A 16152-nucleotide genomic window follows, 5' to 3' on the forward strand; every position below is an offset into this window, starting at 1 on the left:
TCAGGGCTCCTCTCCACATGTCAGGCATGTCGAATGCCGGTGCTCGGGCGCCCCGGCCGTTGTCGAGCCTACCCCCGTAAGTACGTGCGTTTTTTCGACTCAATCCAGACTGACGGGCCCTTCGAGGATCCGCCTCCCGACTGGCCGGAATCGCGTTCGGCAACTGAATACGGCGCCGCTCGTTCGAGTGCTCAACCGAGTGCCGATCGGCTCTTCCGGCGCGTGCTCGCGAAGGCGTCCTTCCACTCATCCGGGGGTGCCTGCCAACACGACCCCACCCCCGCGAATATCGGGGTATGGGCAACGTCTACAGTGGCGTGGTACGCGCGAGCCTTTACCGGGACTTCACACGGGAGGGGTTTGCTGGGATGTCTCTGTAGGGGTGTGCGTGACGGCCGTCGAATCCCGTCCAGCCGGTGTGCTGGGGGAGAGCAAGCGCTCGGTTCACCGGCCGTTCGGGGCCCGTGTCAAGGCATTCGTGGCGCTGACCAAGCCGCGGATCATCGAGCTCCTGCTCATCACCACCGTTCCGGTGATGTTCCTCGCCGAGCAGGGGGTGCCCGATCTGACGCTGGTGCTTCTCACCTGCCTCGGCGGCTACCTCTCGGCGGGCGGCGCCAACGCGCTGAACATGTACATCGACCGGGACATCGACGCCCTGATGGACCGCACCTCGCAGCGCCCGCTGGTCACCGGCATGGTGTCGCCGCGCGAGTGCCTGGCCTTCGGCATCAGCCTCGCGGTCGTCTCGACGCTGCTGTTCGGGCTGACCGTCAACTGGCTGTCGGCCTGGCTGTCCCTCGGCGCGCTCCTCTTCTACGTCGTCGTCTACACGATGATCCTCAAGCGCCGCACCTCGCAGAACATCGTGTGGGGTGGCATCGCCGGCTGTATGCCGGTCCTGATCGGCTGGTCCGCGGTGACGAACTCGCTCACCTGGGCGCCGGTCATCCTCTTCCTGGTCATCTTCTTCTGGACGCCGCCGCACTACTGGCCGCTGTCCATGAAGGTGAAGGAGGACTACGCGCGCGTGGGCGTGCCCATGCTGCCGGTCATCGCCTCCAACAAGACGGTCGCCAAGCAGATCGTCCTCTACAGCTGGGTGATGGTCGCCGTCTCCCTGCTCCTGACGCCCCTCGGTTACACCGGCTGGTTCTACACGCTGGTCGCCGTGGTCGCCGGCGGCTGGTGGCTGTGGGAGGCGCACGCGCTGCAGAACCGCGCGAAGGCGGAGGTGACGGGCGGGAAGCTCAAGGAGATGCGCCTGTTCCACTGGTCGATCACCTATGTCTCGCTGCTCTTCGTGGCGATCGCGGTCGACCCCTTCCTGCGCTGAGGCAAGGGTCACGCACCCCGCCCGTCGCCGATTGATCTACTCGTCGGTAGCATCCTGGCCATGGCAGACACGCAGCAGGTTGACGCGAAGGCGGACCGCAGGGCGGCCAAGCTCGCCAAGCAGATCACCGCCTTCTCCAAGGCACACGGCGGCGCCGAGGGCCAGGTGGCCTACCTGGGCCAGACCGGCGCCCGGATCGCCCTCGTCGGCGAGGACGGCAACTGGGGCAACCTGGTCGCCCCGACGTACGACATCGCCCGGCAGGCCGTCGAGAAGTCCGGCATCACCGTCCACGAGGACTTCGACGGCGAGTTCGCGGCGAAGGTGAAGACCGGCCGCTACGAGTGGACCCGCATGGCGGGCATCCAGGTGGGCGGACCGAGCAACGCCTGAGGCACGCCGGTTTCGCACGGGGTGTGTCCGAGCAACACCTGACACCCCGTTCACCCGTTAGGCCCCGTGAGAGGACATGGTCCAGTCACGGGAGCCCGGATGATCGAAACGCCGTCCCTCGTGGACCAGTACTGCCACGGCGTACTGAGAACCGAGCTGGGCCTCGGTACCTTCGAGGCCCAGTTGGCCCGTACCGAGGGCCCGCCCGCCCCCGGTACGACGCTCTTCGACACCCAGACCGGTTTCGCCGTACGCCGATGGTGTCCACCCCTGCTCGGTCTCGAACCGCACTGCCCGCCCGCCCGCTATCTCGCCCGGCGCCGTGAACTCGGCGTACTGGAAGCGGGCCGCAGGCTGCTGCGGGGCAGTGGCATCACGACGTATCTCGTCGACGCGGGCCTGCCCGGCGATCTGACCGGCCCCGACGAGATGGCGGTGGCGTCGGACGCCGAGGCCCGCGAGATCGTGCGGCTCGAACTCCTCGCCGAACAGGTCGCCGACACCTCCGGCACCGTCGAGTCCTTCCTCGCCAACCTCGCGGAATCCGTGCACGGGGCGGCCACCGGCGCGGTCGCCTTCACCTCGGTGGCGGGCGTACGGCACGGACTCGCCCTCGCCCCCGAGCCACCCGGCCCGGGTGAGGTGCGGGGCGCGGCCGGGCGGTGGCTCGCGGGCCGCCGGGTGGGCGGCCACCTGACCGATCCGGTGCTGCTACGGCACCTGCTGTGGATCGCCGTCGCCTCGGGACTGCCCCTCCAGCTGCACGCCGGCCTGGGTGAGCCCGGCCAGCGGATCGACCGCACGGACCCGGTCCTGCTCACCGACTTCGTCCGCGCCACGGCGGGCCTCGGCACCGACCTGGTCCTGCTGCACGGCTACCCGTACCATCGCCACGCCGCCCACCTCGCGGGCGTCTTCCCGCATGTCTACGCCGATTCCGGCGCGGCGCTCGTGCGTACGGGAGCCCGCGCGGCGACCGTCCTCGCCGAGATCCTCGAACTCGCCCCCTTCGGCAAGATCCTCTTCTCCAGCGGCGCCCAGGGCCTGCCGGAACTGCATGTCGTGGGTGCGCGGCTGTTCCGCGAGGCGCTCGGGCGGGTGCTCGGCACCTGGGTCGCCGAGGGCGCGTGGTCGCTCGCGGACGCCCAGCGGGTGGCGGGGCTGATCGCGGCGGGGAACGCCCGCAGGGTCTACGGGCTGGAGTGAGGCGTCCGGGGTGTTGCGGGGTGTACGGGCTCGTGCGGGCTGTACAGGATGGGGGGATGCAGACCGACGCGTTACTCGACCGCTTCCTGTCCGGCCTCGCCCCCGTCGACCCGATCGCCGTCTGGGCGCACGGATCGGTCGCCGGCGGCGACTACCAGGAGGGCCGCAGCGACCTGGACCTCATCGCCGTCCTGCACGCCCCGCTCACCCCGCGCACCGTCTGGCGGCTGGCGACGCTGCACGCCCGGCTGCGCGACGAGCCGCTCGCCGGACTCCTGCACTGCACCTATCTGACGCCGGACGTCGTCGAGGGCTCCGGGCGGTCCCATCTGACCTGGGCGCACGAGCAGCTGTTCAAGCGGCCCGTCACCCCGGTGACCCGGCGTGAACTGCACACCTTCGGGCGGGTGCTGCACGGGAAGGCGCCCGCCGAGCTGCTGCCGCCGGTGTCGGACCTGGAGCTCGACGAGTTCGTCGTACGCGACCAGCGTGACTTCTGGCGGCCCAAGCTCGGCAAGGCGGAGCGGTGGCGGCAGGCCCCCTGGGTCGACGTGGGCCTGACGACCTTCGCCCGCGCGACCGCCACCCTGCGCGACGGACGGCTGCTCTCCAAGCGGGAGGCGCTGGAGCTGCTGCCGGAACTCGGCGCACCCGTCGAGGTCGTCGAGGACATCCGCGAGCGGCGCTATGACAGGAGGCCGACGCCGACCACCGAGGAGTGGGCGGTGCGCCGGGGCGAAATGACCCGGAACTACCTGGGACCGGCGATCGACGAACTCGTGGCGGCGTACGGCTGACCCGGCAGCTGGAGCTCGATCTCCGGCCGCTCGCGCAGTGCCAGGAGCACCCGCAGGACCGCGATCCACACCAGGCAGGAACCGAACATGTGCACGCCGACGAGGATCTCGGGCAGATCGGTGAAGTACTGGACGTAACCGATGACACCCTGCGCGAGCAGGATCAGGAAGAGGTCGCGGGTGCGGTCCAGCGGGCCCTTGGGGGCGTCGACGGCCTTGAGGACGAACCACAGGGCGAACGTCAGCGTCACCACGATCCACGCCAGGACGGCGTGCAGCTTGCTGACCGTCTCCCAGTCCAGCGGCATCCGCTCGACCTCGCTGGAGTCGCCCGCGTGCGGGCCCGAGCCGGTCACGACCGTGCCCACCGCGATCAGCAGGACGGACGCGGCGACCAGGAACCACACCAGCTGCTGCACCGACGCGCCGACCAGCGGACGCGGTGCGTCGTCACCCTCACGGGTGCGCTGCCACATCACCGTGGCGACCGCGATCAGGGCGGTGGAGAGCAGGAAGTGCGCGGCGACCGTGTACGGGTTCAGACCGACCAGCACGACGATCCCGCCGAGGATCGCGTTGCCCATCACGACCCAGAACTGCGTCCAGCCCAGTCGGGTCAGGCTGCGGCGGTAGGGCTTCTGCGAGCGGGCGGCGATGATGGCCCAGCCGACGGCGGCGCACAGGACGTACGTCAGCATGCGGTTGCCGAACTCGATGTAGCCGTGCAGGCCCATCTCGCTGGTGGTGGTCAGCGAGTCCTCGGTGCACTTGGGCCAGGTCGGGCAGCCGAGGCCCGAGCCGGTGAGCCGCACGGCACCGCCGGTGACCACGATGACCACCGACATGACGAGCGCGGCGAGGGCCGCCCGCCGCACCGTCCGGGGTTCCGGGGTCCAGCGTGCGGCGATGAAGGCGAGGGGGTTGCGCGCGGCTGCTGTGGCGTCGGCGCGGGTCATCTTTGGCACGGGGTCCATCGTAGGGGGCCGCTTGTGCACGCTTTCACGAGGGGCCTATTCCCACCGGAAGAACCGGCCGGCCGCGGCGAGCCCGAGGACCGCCCACACCGCGAGAATCCCCAGGTCACCCCACGGCATCCCGGCCCCGTGCTGAAGCACGTCCCGCAGACCGTCCGACAGGGCCGAGATGGGCAGCAGCCCCAGCACGTCCTGCGCGCCGGAGGGGAACTTGTCCATCGGGACCATGACACCGCCGCCGACGAGGAACAGCAGGAAGACCAGGTTGGCCGCGGCGAGCGTCGCCTCTGCCTTGAGCGTGCCGGCCATCAGCAGACCCAGGCCCGAGAAGGCGGCCGTACCGAGGATCAGCAGGAGCAGCACGGCCAACGGATTGCCCTGCGGGTCCCAGCCCAGCGCGAAGGCGATCACCGTCAGCAGCACGATCTGCAGGATCTCCGTCACCAGCACCGACAGCGTCTTCGCCGTCATCAGACCCCAGCGGGGCAGCGGTGAGGCGGCCAGCCGCTTCAGGACGCCGTAGCGGCGCTCGAAGCCCGTCGCGATCGCCTGACCGGTGAAGGCCGTGGACATCACCGCGAGCGCGAGGATGCCGGGGGCGAGGAAGTCCACCGCCTCGCCCGCGCCCGTGTCGACGATGTCGACCGAGCTGAAGAGCACGAGCAGAAGGGTCGGGATCACGACCGTCAGCAGGAGCTGCTCGCCGTTGCGCAGCAGCATCCTGGTCTCGAGTGCCGCCTGCGCCGCGATCATGCGCCCCAGGGGGGCCGCACCCGGCTTCGGGGTGTACGTACCGGTCGCGGTCACGAGCGCAGCTCCTTGCCCGTAAGTTCCAGGAATACGTCTTCCAGCGTGTGCCGCTCGACCGAGATCCTCTCCGGCATCACGCCGTGCTGCGCGCACCAGGAGGTGACGGTGGCGAGCAGTTGCGGGTCGACCTTGCCGCCGACCCGGTACGAGCCCGGCGTCAGCTCGGCGGCCGTGCAGTCCGCCGGGAGCGCCTTCAGCAGGGAGCCGACGTCGAGGCCCGGACGGCCGGTGAAGCGGAGGGTGTTCTCGGCGCCGCCCTTGCACAGCTCCTCGGGGGAGCCCTGGGCGATGACCCGGCCCGCGTCGATGATCGCGACGTCGTCGGCGAGCTGTTCGGCCTCGTCCATGTAGTGCGTGGTGAGGATGACCGAGACGCCGTCCGCGCGCAGATCACGGACCAGGTCCCAGGTGGCGCGGCGGGCCTGCGGGTCGAGGCCCGCGGTCGGCTCGTCCAGGAACACCAGTTCCGGGCGGCCCACCACGGCCATGGCCAGCGCCAGCCGCTGCTGCTGGCCGCCCGAGAGGCGGCGGTACGTCGTACGGCCGCAACCGCCGAGTCCCAGGCGCTCGATGAGGGCGTCCACGTCCAGGGGGTTGGCGTGCAGCTTGGCGACATGGCGGAGCATTTCGTCCGCGCGGGCGCCCGAGTAGACGCCGCCGGACTGGAGCATCACGCCGATCCGGGTGTGCAGGTCGCGGGACTGCCGGACCGGGTCGAGACCCAGGACGCGCACGACGCCGGAGTCCGGCCTGCGGTACCCCTCGCAGGTCTCGACGGTCGTCGTCTTGCCCGCGCCGTTGGGTCCGAGTACGGCGGTCACGCCCGCCTTGGCCACCAGGTCGAGGCCGTCCACCGCGGTCTTCGTGCCGTACCGCTTCACCAGGGCCTGGACCTGGACCACGGGCTCACTTCGCATGGCTCAAGAGTCTAGGTACGACGGTGGCGGCTCCGGTCGCCGGGTTCAGATCTCCTCCGCACGGGGGCGGTGCAGCGCCAGCCAGCGCTCCGCGTACGCCACCGCGTCGGCCACGGGGAACAGCCGTGCGTCGGCGGCGCCCACCGTGCCGCGTACGACGGGGCGGTCCCGTTCGAAGTCGTGGCCGAGCTCGTCGAAACGGTCGGAGGTGATCGACACCTCGGTCACCGTCTCCCAGCCGGCCGGACCGGGGCGGCCGACCTTCACCAGCGGGGACGGTATGCGGTACTCGGCGAGGTGGAAGCTGGTGCAGGTGTCGTAGCCGGCGCCGAGGAGGAGCACGCGCGCGTGGAGCGCTTCGAGGCGGGCGAGGGGGCTGCGCTCGCCGAGCCGGCAGTCGGTGGCGTGGCCGTCGATCACCTCACGCGCGTGTGCGCCGAGCGCCGCGAACGACGTCTGCGGGTGTGCGCTGCGCAGGGCCCCCGGCCAGGTGCGCACGGTCTCCGGGAGCACGCCGACATGGCGGCAGGGGGTGACGAGTGGGTCGTACGGCGGCATGGACGCGCGGATCGGGTCCCACCACTCCTCGGGCACCGGCGGGTTTCTCCACAGGGCCGGGTCCGAGAGCTCGCCGGTCTGGGTGGGGACCACCAAGGTGCCCGTCGGGCCCAGGGCGTCGAGAAATCCCTGGACGACCGCGACGGGGCCTCCGCAGACCCAGCCGAGGGACTTCAGGGAGGAGTGCACGAGGAGGATCTCGCCGTCTCGGACTCCCAGCTCGCGCAGCTGCGCGGCCACGGTGCCGCGGGTGACAAGAGGGCCGGTCGGAGGGGGTGTGGGCATGGTTGTGGAGTGTCCCGGAAGGGCTCGGCGCATGCCACCGAATTGATCGATCAAAGATCGTTTCCGCAGGTCAGGTCAGCCTTACCTAAGTGATGCACTCCACCGTTGATCGACCAGGGCGCGGGTTGCCCGGCCCTGAGGAATTACGCAACAATGGCGTTGTGAAAAACGTCGGCGAGGCTCGGGAGACCCCCACGGGGGCCCCTCAGGAGGAGCTCGCGACCGGTGAGCGGTCCACCCGCAACCGAGTCGCGCGATCCATCCTGGACCACGGGCCGTCGACCGTCGCCGAGCTGGCCGGCCGGCTGGGCCTCACCCAGGCCGCCGTACGCCGGCATCTCGACGCGCTGGTCGCCGACGACGTCGTGGAGGCACGCGAGCAGAAGGTCTACGGCGCCCGCACGCGCGGGCGTCCCGCGAAGGTCTTCGCGCTCACCGACTGCGGCCGCGACGCCTTCGACCAGTCGTACGACAAGCTCGCCGCGGACGCCCTCAACTTCATCCGGGAGCGGTTCGGCGGGGACGAAGCCGTCGTCGCCTTCGCGCGCGCCAGGATCGCCGAGCAGGCCACCGCCTACCGGCGGGCCATCGAGGCCGCCGCCCCCGAGGAGCGCACCGAAGCCCTGGCCAAGGCCCTGAGCCTGGACGGGTACGCTGCTACGGCGCGCAGCGCACCGGTCGGCGAGCAGCTGTGCCAGCACCACTGCCCCGTCGCCCATGTCGCGGAAAAGTTCCCGCAGCTCTGCGAGGCGGAGACCGAGATCTTCTCCCAGCTGCTCGGAACGCACGTCCAGCGACTGGCGACCATCGCGCACGGTGACGGCGTCTGCACGACGTTCATCCCCAAGATTTCCCACACCACACACAACGCATCTGCAAGCACGGCCGGGAGGAACCCCGCATGACTCTCCCCATCGAGGAGACTGCCCACCCCGAGCTCGAGGGCCTGGGTAAGTACGAATACGGCTGGGCGGACTCCGACACGGCCGGTGCTTCGGCGCGACGCGGCATCAACGAGGACGTCGTCCGGGACATCTCCGCCAAGAAGTCCGAGCCGGAGTGGATGACCAAGCTCCGTCTGAAGGGCCTGCGCCTGTTCGACAAGAAGCCCATGCCGAACTGGGGCTCGGACCTGTCGGGCATCGACTTCGACAACATCAAGTACTTCGTGCGCTCCACGGAGAAGCAGGCGGAGTCCTGGGAGGACCTGCCCGAGGACATCAAGAACACGTACGACAAGCTCGGCATCCCCGAGGCGGAGAAGCAGCGCCTCGTCGCCGGTGTCGCCGCCCAGTACGAGTCCGAGGTCGTCTACCACCAGATCCGTGAGGACCTGGAGGAGCAGGGCGTCATCTTCCTCGACACCGACACCGCCCTGAAGGAGCACCCCGAGCTCTTCAAGGAGTACTTCGGCACGGTCATCCCGGTCGGCGACAACAAGTTCGCGTCGCTGAACACCGCGGTGTGGTCCGGTGGCTCCTTCATCTACGTGCCGAAGGGCGTGCACGTGGAGATCCCGCTCCAGGCCTACTTCCGGATCAACACGGAGAACATGGGCCAGTTCGAGCGGACGCTGATCATCGTCGACGAGGACGCCTACGTCCACTACGTCGAGGGTTGCACGGCCCCGATCTACAAGTCGGACTCCCTGCACTCCGCGGTCGTCGAGATCATCGTGAAGAAGGGCGCCCGCTGCCGTTACACGACCATCCAGAACTGGTCGAACAACGTCTACAACCTGGTCACCAAGCGCGCCGTGGCGTACGAGGGCGCGACCATGGAGTGGATCGACGGCAACATCGGCTCCAAGGTCACCATGAAGTACCCGGCCGTCTACCTGATGGGCGAGCACGCCAAGGGCGAGACCCTCTCCATCGCCTTCGCGGGCGAGGGCCAGCACCAGGACGCCGGCTCCAAGATGGTCCACATGGCGCCGAACACCTCCTCCAACATCGTGTCGAAGTCCGTGGCGCGTGGCGGTGGCCGTACCTCCTACCGCGGTCTCGTCGAGATCGGCGAGGGCGCCCACGGCTCCAAGTCCAACGTGCTGTGCGACGCGCTGCTGGTCGACACCATCTCCCGCTCCGACACGTACCCCTACGTGGACGTCCGCGAGGACGACGTGTCCATGGGCCACGAGGCGACCGTCTCCAAGGTCTCCGAGGACCAGCTCTTCTACCTCATGAGCCGTGGTCTCTCCGAGTTCGAGGCGATGGCCATGATCGTGCGCGGCTTCGTCGAGCCCATCGCGAAGGAGCTGCCGATGGAGTACGCGCTGGAACTCAACCGGCTGATCGAGCTCCAGATGGAGGGTGCGGTCGGTTAAGTCCGGCCCACTCACCGTCGTAAGTCTTATTAGCGTCAGAAAGCGAGCATGACGACAGCCATGGCTGAGGCTCAGAACATCCCGGTGGGGTCCACCACCGCCGGCGCGGTGGCCGTTGCCGCCGAGTCGACCGTCGCCACGCGCATGAGCGCGCCCCCGTCCTTCGACGTGGCGGACTTCCCGGTCCCGCACGGTCGCGAGGAGGAATGGCGGTTCACCCCGCTGGAGCGCCTGCGCGGGCTGCACGACGGCACCGCCGTCGCCACCGGCGAGGGCCTGAAGGTCGAGGTGCAGGCCCCCGAGGGCGTCACCGTCGAGACCGTCGGCCGCGACGACGCCCGGCTCGGCAAGGCGGGCACCCCGGTGGACCGCATCGCCGCCCAGGCGTACTCGGCCTTCGAGAAGGCCGGCGTGATCACCGTCCCCAAGGAGACGGTCCTCACCGAGCCGATCCGGATCGCCGTGCACGGCGAGGGCGGTACCGCCTTCGCCCACCAGGTGATCGAGCTGGGCGCCTTCGCCGAGGCCGTCGTCGTCATCGACCACACCGGTGACGCCGTGCTCGCCGCCAACGTCGACTACCTGCTGGGCGACGGCGCCAAGCTGACCGTCGTCTCCGTCCAGGACTGGGACGACAAGGCCGTGCACGTGGCGCAGCACAACGCGCTCATCGGCCGCGACGCCTCCTTCAAGTCGGTCGTCGTCACCTTCGGCGGCGACGTCGTACGCCTGCACCCGCGCGTGACCTACGCCGGCACCGGCGGCGAGGCCGAGTTGTTCGGGCTGTACTTCACGGACGCCGGCCAGCACCAGGAGCACCGCCTCCTGGTCGACCACAACGTCCCGCACTGCAAGTCCAACGTCGTCTACAAGGGCGCGCTCCAGGGCGACGGCGCCCACGCGGTGTGGATCGGCGACGTGCTCATCGAGGCCAAGGCCGAGGGCACGGACACCTACGAGATGAACCGGAACCTGGTCCTCACGGACGGCGCCCGGGTCGACTCGGTGCCGAACCTGGAGATCGAAACCGGCGAGATCGTCGGCGCCGGACACGCCTCCGCGACCGGCCGCTTCGACGACGAGCAGCTCTTCTACCTGATGGCCCGCGGCATCCCCGCCGACGAGGCCCGCCGTCTGGTGGTCCGCGGCTTCTTCGCCGAACTGGTCCAGCAGATCGGCGTCGAGGACATCGAGGCGCGGCTGCTGGAGAAGATCGAGGCCGAGCTGGAGGCCACGGTCTGATGACGTACGTACGCGCCTGTGGGCTGAGCGAGCTGGAGGAGGACACCCCGAAGCGGGTGGAACTCGACGGCACGCCGGTCTCGGTCGTGCAGACCGAGGGCGAGGTGTTCGCCATCCACGACATCTGCTCCCACGCGAACGTCTCCCTCTCCGAGGGCGAGGTGGAGGACTGTCAGATCGAGTGCTGGCTGCACGGCTCCAGCTTCGACCTCCGCACCGGCAAGCCGTCCGGCCTTCCCGCGACGCGCCCCGTCCCCGTATACCCCGTAAAGATCGAAGGGGACGACGTGCTCGTCTCCCTCAACCAGGAGTCCTGAGGCACCCATGGCAACGCTTGAAATCCGCGACCTGCACGTCACCGTCGAGGCCGACAACGCCACGAAGGAGATCCTCAAGGGCGTCGACCTGACCGTGAAGCAGGGCGAGACGCACGCCATCATGGGCCCCAACGGCTCCGGCAAGTCGACCCTCGCCTACTCGCTGGCCGGTCACCCGAAGTACACGATCACCGGCGGCACCGTCACCCTCGACGGCGAGGACGTCCTGGAGATGTCCGTCGACGAGCGCGCCCGCGCCGGTCTCTTCCTCGCCATGCAGTACCCGGTCGAGGTCCCCGGTGTCTCGGTCTCCAACTTCCTGCGCACCTCCGCCACCGCCATCCGCGGCGAGGCCCCCAAGCTGCGTACCTGGGTCAAGGAGGTCAAGGAGGCCATGGAGCGCCTCAACATGGACACCTCCTTCGCCGAGCGCAACGTCAACGAGGGCTTCTCCGGCGGTGAGAAGAAGCGCCACGAGATCCTCCAGCTCGAACTGCTCAAGCCGAAGGTCGCGATCCTCGACGAGACGGACTCCGGTCTGGACGTCGACGCCCTCCGCATCGTCTCCGAGGGCGTCAACCGCGTCCGCGAGACCGGCGAGGTCGGCACCCTGCTGATCACGCACTACACGCGCATCCTGCGCTACATCAAGCCCGACCACGTGCACGTGTTCGCCAACGGCAAGATCGTCGAGTCCGGCGGCGCCGAGCTCGCCGACAAGCTCGAGGCCGAGGGCTACGAGGCTTACACGAAGGGTGGCGCATCCGAGTGACACAGCTGCCGGGCCTCCTCGACACCGAGGCGATCCGTAAGGACTTCCCCATCCTGGACCGCCAGGTCCACGACGGTCAGAAGCTCGTGTACCTGGACAACGCGGCGACCTCGCAGAAGCCGCGCCAGGTGCTGGACGCCCTGAGCGAGTACTACGAGCGCTACAACGCCAACGTCCACCGCGGTGTGCATGTGCTCGCCGAGGAGGCCACGGCGCTGTACGAGGGCGCGCGTGACAAGGTCGCCGCGTTCATCAACGCGCCCTCGCGCGACGAGGTGATCTTCACCAAGAACGCCTCCGAGTCGCTCAACCTCGTGGCGAACATGCTGGGCTGGGCCGACGAGCCCTACCGCGTGGACGCCGAGACCGAGATCGTCATCACGGAGATGGAGCACCACTCCAACATCGTGCCGTGGCAGCTGCTCGCGCAGCGCACGGGCGCGAAGCTGAAGTGGTTCGGCCTCACCGACGACGGCCGGCTCGACCTGTCCAACATCGACGAGATCATCACGGAGAAGACGAAGATCGTCTCCTTCGTGCTGGTGTCGAACATCCTGGGCACGGTCAACCCGGTCGAGACGATAATCCGCCGCGCGCAGGAAGTCGGCGCCCTCGTCTGCATCGACGCCTCCCAGGCCGCTCCGCACATGCCGCTGGACGTACAGGCCCTGCAGGCCGACTTCGTGGCCTTCACCGGTCACAAGATGTGCGGTCCGACGGGCATCGGCGTGCTCTGGGGCCGCCAGGAGCTCCTGGAGGACCTGCCTCCGTTCCTCGGCGGCGGCGAGATGATCGAGACGGTGTCGATGCACTCGTCGACGTACGCTCCCGCTCCGCACAAGTTCGAGGCGGGCACCCCGCCGATCGCGCAGGCGGTCGGACTCGGCGCGGCGATCGACTACCTGAACTCGATCGGCATGGACAAGATCCTCGCCCATGAGCACGCGCTGACCGAGTACGCGGTGCGGAAGCTCAACGAGGTACCGGACCTGCGGATCATCGGCCCGACCACGGCCGAGGACCGGGGCGCGGCGATCTCCTTCACGCTCGGTGACATCCACCCCCACGACGTGGGCCAGGTACTGGACGAGCAGGGCATCGCGGTCCGTGTGGGTCACCACTGCGCCCGCCCGGTCTGCCTCCGGTACGGAATTCCCGCGACCACGCGAGCGTCGTTCTATCTGTACTCCACGCCGGCCGAGATCGACGCTCTGGTCGACGGTCTGGAGCACGTACGGAACTTCTTCGGCTGAGGAGCTGGCTGAGTCGTGAAGCTTGATTCGATGTACCAGGAAGTCATCCTGGACCACTACAAGCACCCGCACGGGCGCGGTCTTCGGGATGGCGACGCCGAGGTGCACCACGTCAACCCGACGTGCGGCGACGAGATCACGCTGCGAGTGAAGTATGCCTTCGGCGACGGCACTGCGCAGATCGCGGACATCTCGTACGAGGGCCAGGGCTGCTCGATCAGCCAGGCCTCGGCCTCGGTCCTGAACGACCTCCTGGTCGGCAAGGACCTGTCCGACGCGCAGCGGATCCAGGAGACCTTCCTGGAGCTGATGCAGTCCAAGGGCAGGATCGAGCCCGACGACGCGATGGAGGAGGTGCTGGAGGACGCGGTCGCGTTCGCCGGTGTCTCCAAGTACCCGGCCCGGGTGAAGTGCGCCCTCCTCAGCTGGATGGCGTGGAAGGACGCGACGGCCCAGGCCCTGGGCGGAGCCGACGCCGAAAGGAAGACGGCATGAGCGAGACGCTTGAGATGAAGCCGGCCTCGGAGGAAGAGGTCCGCGAGGCGCTGTACGACGTCGTCGACCCCGAACTGGGCATCGACGTCGTCAACCTGGGCCTGATCTACGGCATCCACATCGACGACGCGAACATCGCGACGATCGACATGACCCTGACCTCGGCGGCCTGCCCGCTGACGGATGTCATCGAGGACCAGGCCAAGTCCGCCACGGACGGCCTCGTCAACGAGCTGCGCATCAACTGGGTCTGGATGCCGCCGTGGGGCCCGGACAAGATCACGGACGACGGGCGTGAGCAGCTTCGGGCGCTCGGGTTCAACGTCTGACACAGCAGTGGGTGAAGGGGGCCGTGGCGTGGTGCCGCGGCCCCCTTCCGTGCGCTCAGGCCAGCCCGTCCACCAGGCGGAACGCCGAGTCCTGGCGGTACAGGTCGCCGTACTGGTACGGGTCCAGCTTGAGCTGGAAGTTCTGGTGGCGCAGGAAGCGGCCGGGGTAGTTCACCGACTCCAGGTTGATCGCGCCGGGGATCGACGAGGCGCGGGCGCAGAAGGTGGCGTCCTGGCGGAACTGGGCCGAGCCGTCGTTGCGGTTGGCGACCAGGACGAAGCTGCGGTGGCGCAGGTACTGGCCGTCGGCGGTGGCGAAGGAGTAGCAGGAGCTGTCGGCCAGGCCCTTGACCAGCTTGAAGGTGGAGTCCTCACGGGATTCCGAGCCGCCGAGGGGGTCGAGCTTCACATAGCCGCCGCTCACATGCCAGTAGCGGTCGGGGTAGTTGACCGAGCGGACGGAGCGCCAGGTGGTCGCCGGCTTGGGATCGGGCTTGGGGTTCGACGAACTCGGGTGCGAGGTCGGGGACTTGGTGGTCGGGTCCGTGGCCGGGGAGGGCGTGGAGCCCTGTTGGCGGGGGGCCGGGGTCGTGGCCTCCTCGGTGGTGAGGCCGCTCTTGCCCTTCGGCGGCGCCGCCTCCGTCTGCGACGGGGTGCCGAAGGAGATGAGACCGGGCAGCGTCGCGCCGTCCGAGGGGGGCGGCGCTGACAGGGTCTCAGGGGCCCGGTCCGTCCAGGCTATCGCCGCCACACAGGCGACGATCGTGGCGGCCGCCAGTGCGCCCGCGAGATAGAGACGCCTGGTTCCGGGGGCTCGGGACGGGTCGGGGACCCACCCGTTCTCCCAGGGCTGAGGAGGACGGGACTGGTTTTCTGGCATGCGCGGTTCCTCCGGCGGAGCCCATGGCAAGGCCGCGGCTGTGATGGGGGGTGTGTGAACGGTGAAGCAAACGGCACAGTAGTGGAACGGCTTCCTTCGCAGCAGCCCTTTCAGCGAGCGGTTTCCATATCGTTCTCCACGGCGTGTTCACATCTCTTTCGCCACTGCTTCCACATCGCTTTCTCAGCGCCCTCCCAGCCCCGACTCAACACCCGGCGGCAGCGTGGGAGCGTGGTTACCTCCGCCTCTCTCGCACCGCCCGCCACCCGCCCCGTCTTCGTGCTCGGCTGCCCCCGCTCCGGGACCACGTTGTTGCAGCTCATGCTGCACGCGCACCCGCGCATCGCACTGCCCCCGGAAACCCGATTCGTGCTGCCCGCCTATGAGCGGCGGCTGCGCTTCGGTGACCTCCGCGACGCCGGAAACCGCGCCGGGCTCGCCCAGTGGATCACCGGTCGGAAGGAGACCCGCTTCCATGAGCTGGGTCTGGACGCGAAAGCGGTTGCCGAGCGCATCGCGGCCGGACCGCCCACCCTCGGCTCCGCGCTCGGCATCACGCTCAAGGCGTACGCCGAGAACCACGGCAAGGCGCGCTGGGGCGACAAGCGGCCCGCCTACGCCCTGCACGTCGAGCAGATCCTGCGGCTCTTCCCCGACGCCCAGTTCGTGCACCTGGTCCGCGACGGCCGCGACTGCGTCGCCTCCCTGCTGGGCATGCCCTGGTGGCATCGCGGCTTCCACGAGGCCGTCGCCACCTGGGCGCAGGTGATGGACACCACCCGCGGCCACGCCCGCCGGCTCGGCCCCGACAGCTGGCACGAACTGCGCTTCGAGGACCTGGTGGCCGACCCCGAGCCGCAACTGCGCACTCTCTGCGGCTACTTGGGCGAGGAGTACGACCCCCGGATGGCCGAGCCCCGTCGCCTGGCGAGCCAGGCCGTCCCGGCCCGCAAGACCTGGCACAGCCGCACACACGGCGCCCTCGACGCCACCCGCGCCGGCAGCTGGCAGCAGCGCCTGACCCCCGATCAGATACGCCTGTGCGAGGCGGCGTTCGGTGAACGCCTCGTCCGCAACGGCTATGAACTCAGCGGAGCCGTCCGCCCCGACCCCGCCGAACTGCTCCGCTACCGCAGGGTCTGGGCCCTGCGCCGCGCCGCCCACGCCAAGCGGCGGCTGCTCGACCGACTGGCGCGGGTGCGTGAACCGGGCCCCGTCTCGGCGGCCCGGCCGGTCACGACCTCGGAGTTCAGGGCGTGAGG

At 69.4% G+C, this 16152-nt stretch carries 18 protein-coding genes; 13 read left to right on the forward strand and 5 right to left on the reverse strand.

What is annotated here, in order from left to right; all coding sequences use genetic code 11:
* Window positions 1-382: 382 nt before the first annotated feature.
* The 4 genes from OG885_RS33935 to OG885_RS33950 all read left to right on the forward strand — a co-directional run bounded on the left by OG885_RS33935 (window position 383) and on the right by OG885_RS33950 (window position 3732).
* Complete coding sequence (locus tag OG885_RS33935; protein ID WP_405738045.1) at window positions 383-1336, forward strand: heme o synthase; 954 nt, start codon at window positions 383-385, stop codon at window positions 1334-1336.
* Window positions 1337-1396: 60 nt separating this feature from the next.
* Window positions 1397-1729, forward strand: a complete 333-nt coding sequence (locus OG885_RS33940; protein WP_405738046.1) for a hypothetical protein — start codon at window positions 1397-1399, stop codon at window positions 1727-1729.
* Between the two features lie 99 nt (window positions 1730-1828).
* A complete protein-coding gene (locus OG885_RS33945) occupies window positions 1829-2935 on the forward strand; it encodes an amidohydrolase family protein (protein WP_405738047.1) in 1107 nt (368 codons plus the stop codon).
* 56 nt (window positions 2936-2991) lie between these two features.
* On the forward strand, window positions 2992-3732 hold the full coding sequence (locus OG885_RS33950) for a nucleotidyltransferase (RefSeq protein WP_405738048.1): 741 nt from the start codon (window positions 2992-2994) through the stop codon (window positions 3730-3732).
* On the opposite strand, the gene OG885_RS33955 is transcribed toward OG885_RS33950, so the two are convergent.
* Genes OG885_RS33955 through OG885_RS33970 form a run of 4 tightly spaced genes read right to left on the reverse strand, consistent with a single transcriptional unit; the run spans window position 3687 to window position 7276 of the window.
* Window positions 3687-4688 (reverse strand): COX15/CtaA family protein, encoded by a 1002-nt coding sequence (locus OG885_RS33955; protein WP_405742995.1) that lies wholly within the window; start codon window positions 4686-4688, stop codon window positions 3687-3689. The genes OG885_RS33950 and OG885_RS33955 overlap by 46 nt on opposite strands.
* A 54-nt stretch (window positions 4689-4742) precedes the next feature.
* Complete coding sequence (locus OG885_RS33960) at window positions 4743-5459, reverse strand: ABC transporter permease (protein WP_405742997.1); 717 nt, start codon at window positions 5457-5459, stop codon at window positions 4743-4745.
* A gap of 50 nt (window positions 5460-5509) precedes the next feature.
* Window positions 5510-6433: an ABC transporter ATP-binding protein gene (locus tag OG885_RS33965; protein WP_405738049.1), complete on the reverse strand. Its 924-nt coding sequence runs from the start codon at window positions 6431-6433 to the stop codon at window positions 5510-5512.
* Window positions 6434-6478: 45 nt separating this feature from the next.
* Window positions 6479-7276 (reverse strand): aminoglycoside N(3)-acetyltransferase, encoded by a 798-nt coding sequence (locus OG885_RS33970; RefSeq protein WP_405738050.1) that lies wholly within the window; start codon window positions 7274-7276, stop codon window positions 6479-6481.
* 161 nt (window positions 7277-7437) lie between these two features.
* Between OG885_RS33970 and OG885_RS33975 the strand changes: the two genes are divergently transcribed.
* Genes OG885_RS33975 through OG885_RS34010 form a run of 8 tightly spaced genes read left to right on the forward strand, consistent with a single transcriptional unit; the run spans window position 7438 to window position 14010 of the window.
* On the forward strand, window positions 7438-8181 hold the full coding sequence (locus OG885_RS33975) for a helix-turn-helix transcriptional regulator (RefSeq protein WP_405738051.1): 744 nt from the start codon (window positions 7438-7440) through the stop codon (window positions 8179-8181).
* Window positions 8178-9602 (forward strand): Fe-S cluster assembly protein SufB, encoded by a 1425-nt coding sequence (gene sufB, locus OG885_RS33980; protein ID WP_405738052.1) that lies wholly within the window; start codon window positions 8178-8180, stop codon window positions 9600-9602. Before OG885_RS33975 ends, sufB begins: the two co-directional genes overlap by 4 nt.
* A gap of 60 nt (window positions 9603-9662) precedes the next feature.
* The gene (gene sufD / locus OG885_RS33985) at window positions 9663-10844 is read left to right on the forward strand and encodes a Fe-S cluster assembly protein SufD (protein WP_405738053.1); all 1182 of its coding nucleotides are present in this window, start codon (window positions 9663-9665) and stop codon (window positions 10842-10844) included.
* Window positions 10844-11161, forward strand: a complete 318-nt coding sequence (locus tag OG885_RS33990; RefSeq protein ID WP_399958934.1) for a bifunctional 3-phenylpropionate/cinnamic acid dioxygenase ferredoxin subunit — start codon at window positions 10844-10846, stop codon at window positions 11159-11161. The genes sufD and OG885_RS33990 overlap by 1 nt, the downstream gene beginning before the upstream one ends.
* Window positions 11162-11168: 7 nt before the next feature.
* On the forward strand, window positions 11169-11933 hold the full coding sequence (sufC, locus tag OG885_RS33995) for a Fe-S cluster assembly ATPase SufC (protein ID WP_405738054.1): 765 nt from the start codon (window positions 11169-11171) through the stop codon (window positions 11931-11933).
* Window positions 11930-13186, forward strand: a complete 1257-nt coding sequence (locus OG885_RS34000; protein ID WP_399958930.1) for a cysteine desulfurase — start codon at window positions 11930-11932, stop codon at window positions 13184-13186. The genes sufC and OG885_RS34000 overlap by 4 nt, the downstream gene beginning before the upstream one ends.
* A 15-nt stretch (window positions 13187-13201) precedes the next feature.
* On the forward strand, window positions 13202-13681 hold the full coding sequence (sufU, locus tag OG885_RS34005) for a Fe-S cluster assembly sulfur transfer protein SufU (protein WP_405738055.1): 480 nt from the start codon (window positions 13202-13204) through the stop codon (window positions 13679-13681).
* Window positions 13678-14010, forward strand: a complete 333-nt coding sequence (locus OG885_RS34010; protein ID WP_020130530.1) for a metal-sulfur cluster assembly factor — start codon at window positions 13678-13680, stop codon at window positions 14008-14010. The genes sufU and OG885_RS34010 overlap by 4 nt, the downstream gene beginning before the upstream one ends.
* 55 nt (window positions 14011-14065) lie before the next feature.
* Here the strand turns inward: OG885_RS34010 and OG885_RS34015 are convergent, their stop codons facing one another.
* Entirely contained in the window at window positions 14066-14890 is an 825-nt protein-coding gene (locus OG885_RS34015; protein ID WP_405738056.1) for an AbfB domain-containing protein, read from the reverse strand.
* A gap of 231 nt (window positions 14891-15121) precedes the next feature.
* Here OG885_RS34015 and OG885_RS34020 point away from each other — a divergent pair, with 231 nt between their 5' ends.
* Window positions 15122-16150, forward strand: a complete 1029-nt coding sequence (locus OG885_RS34020; RefSeq protein ID WP_405738057.1) for a sulfotransferase family protein — start codon at window positions 15122-15124, stop codon at window positions 16148-16150.
* Window positions 16151-16152 lie beyond the last annotated feature (2 nt).

The organism is Streptomyces sp. NBC_00028 (assembly GCF_045041065.1).
Taxonomy (GTDB): domain Bacteria; phylum Actinomycetota; class Actinomycetes; order Streptomycetales; family Streptomycetaceae; genus Streptomyces.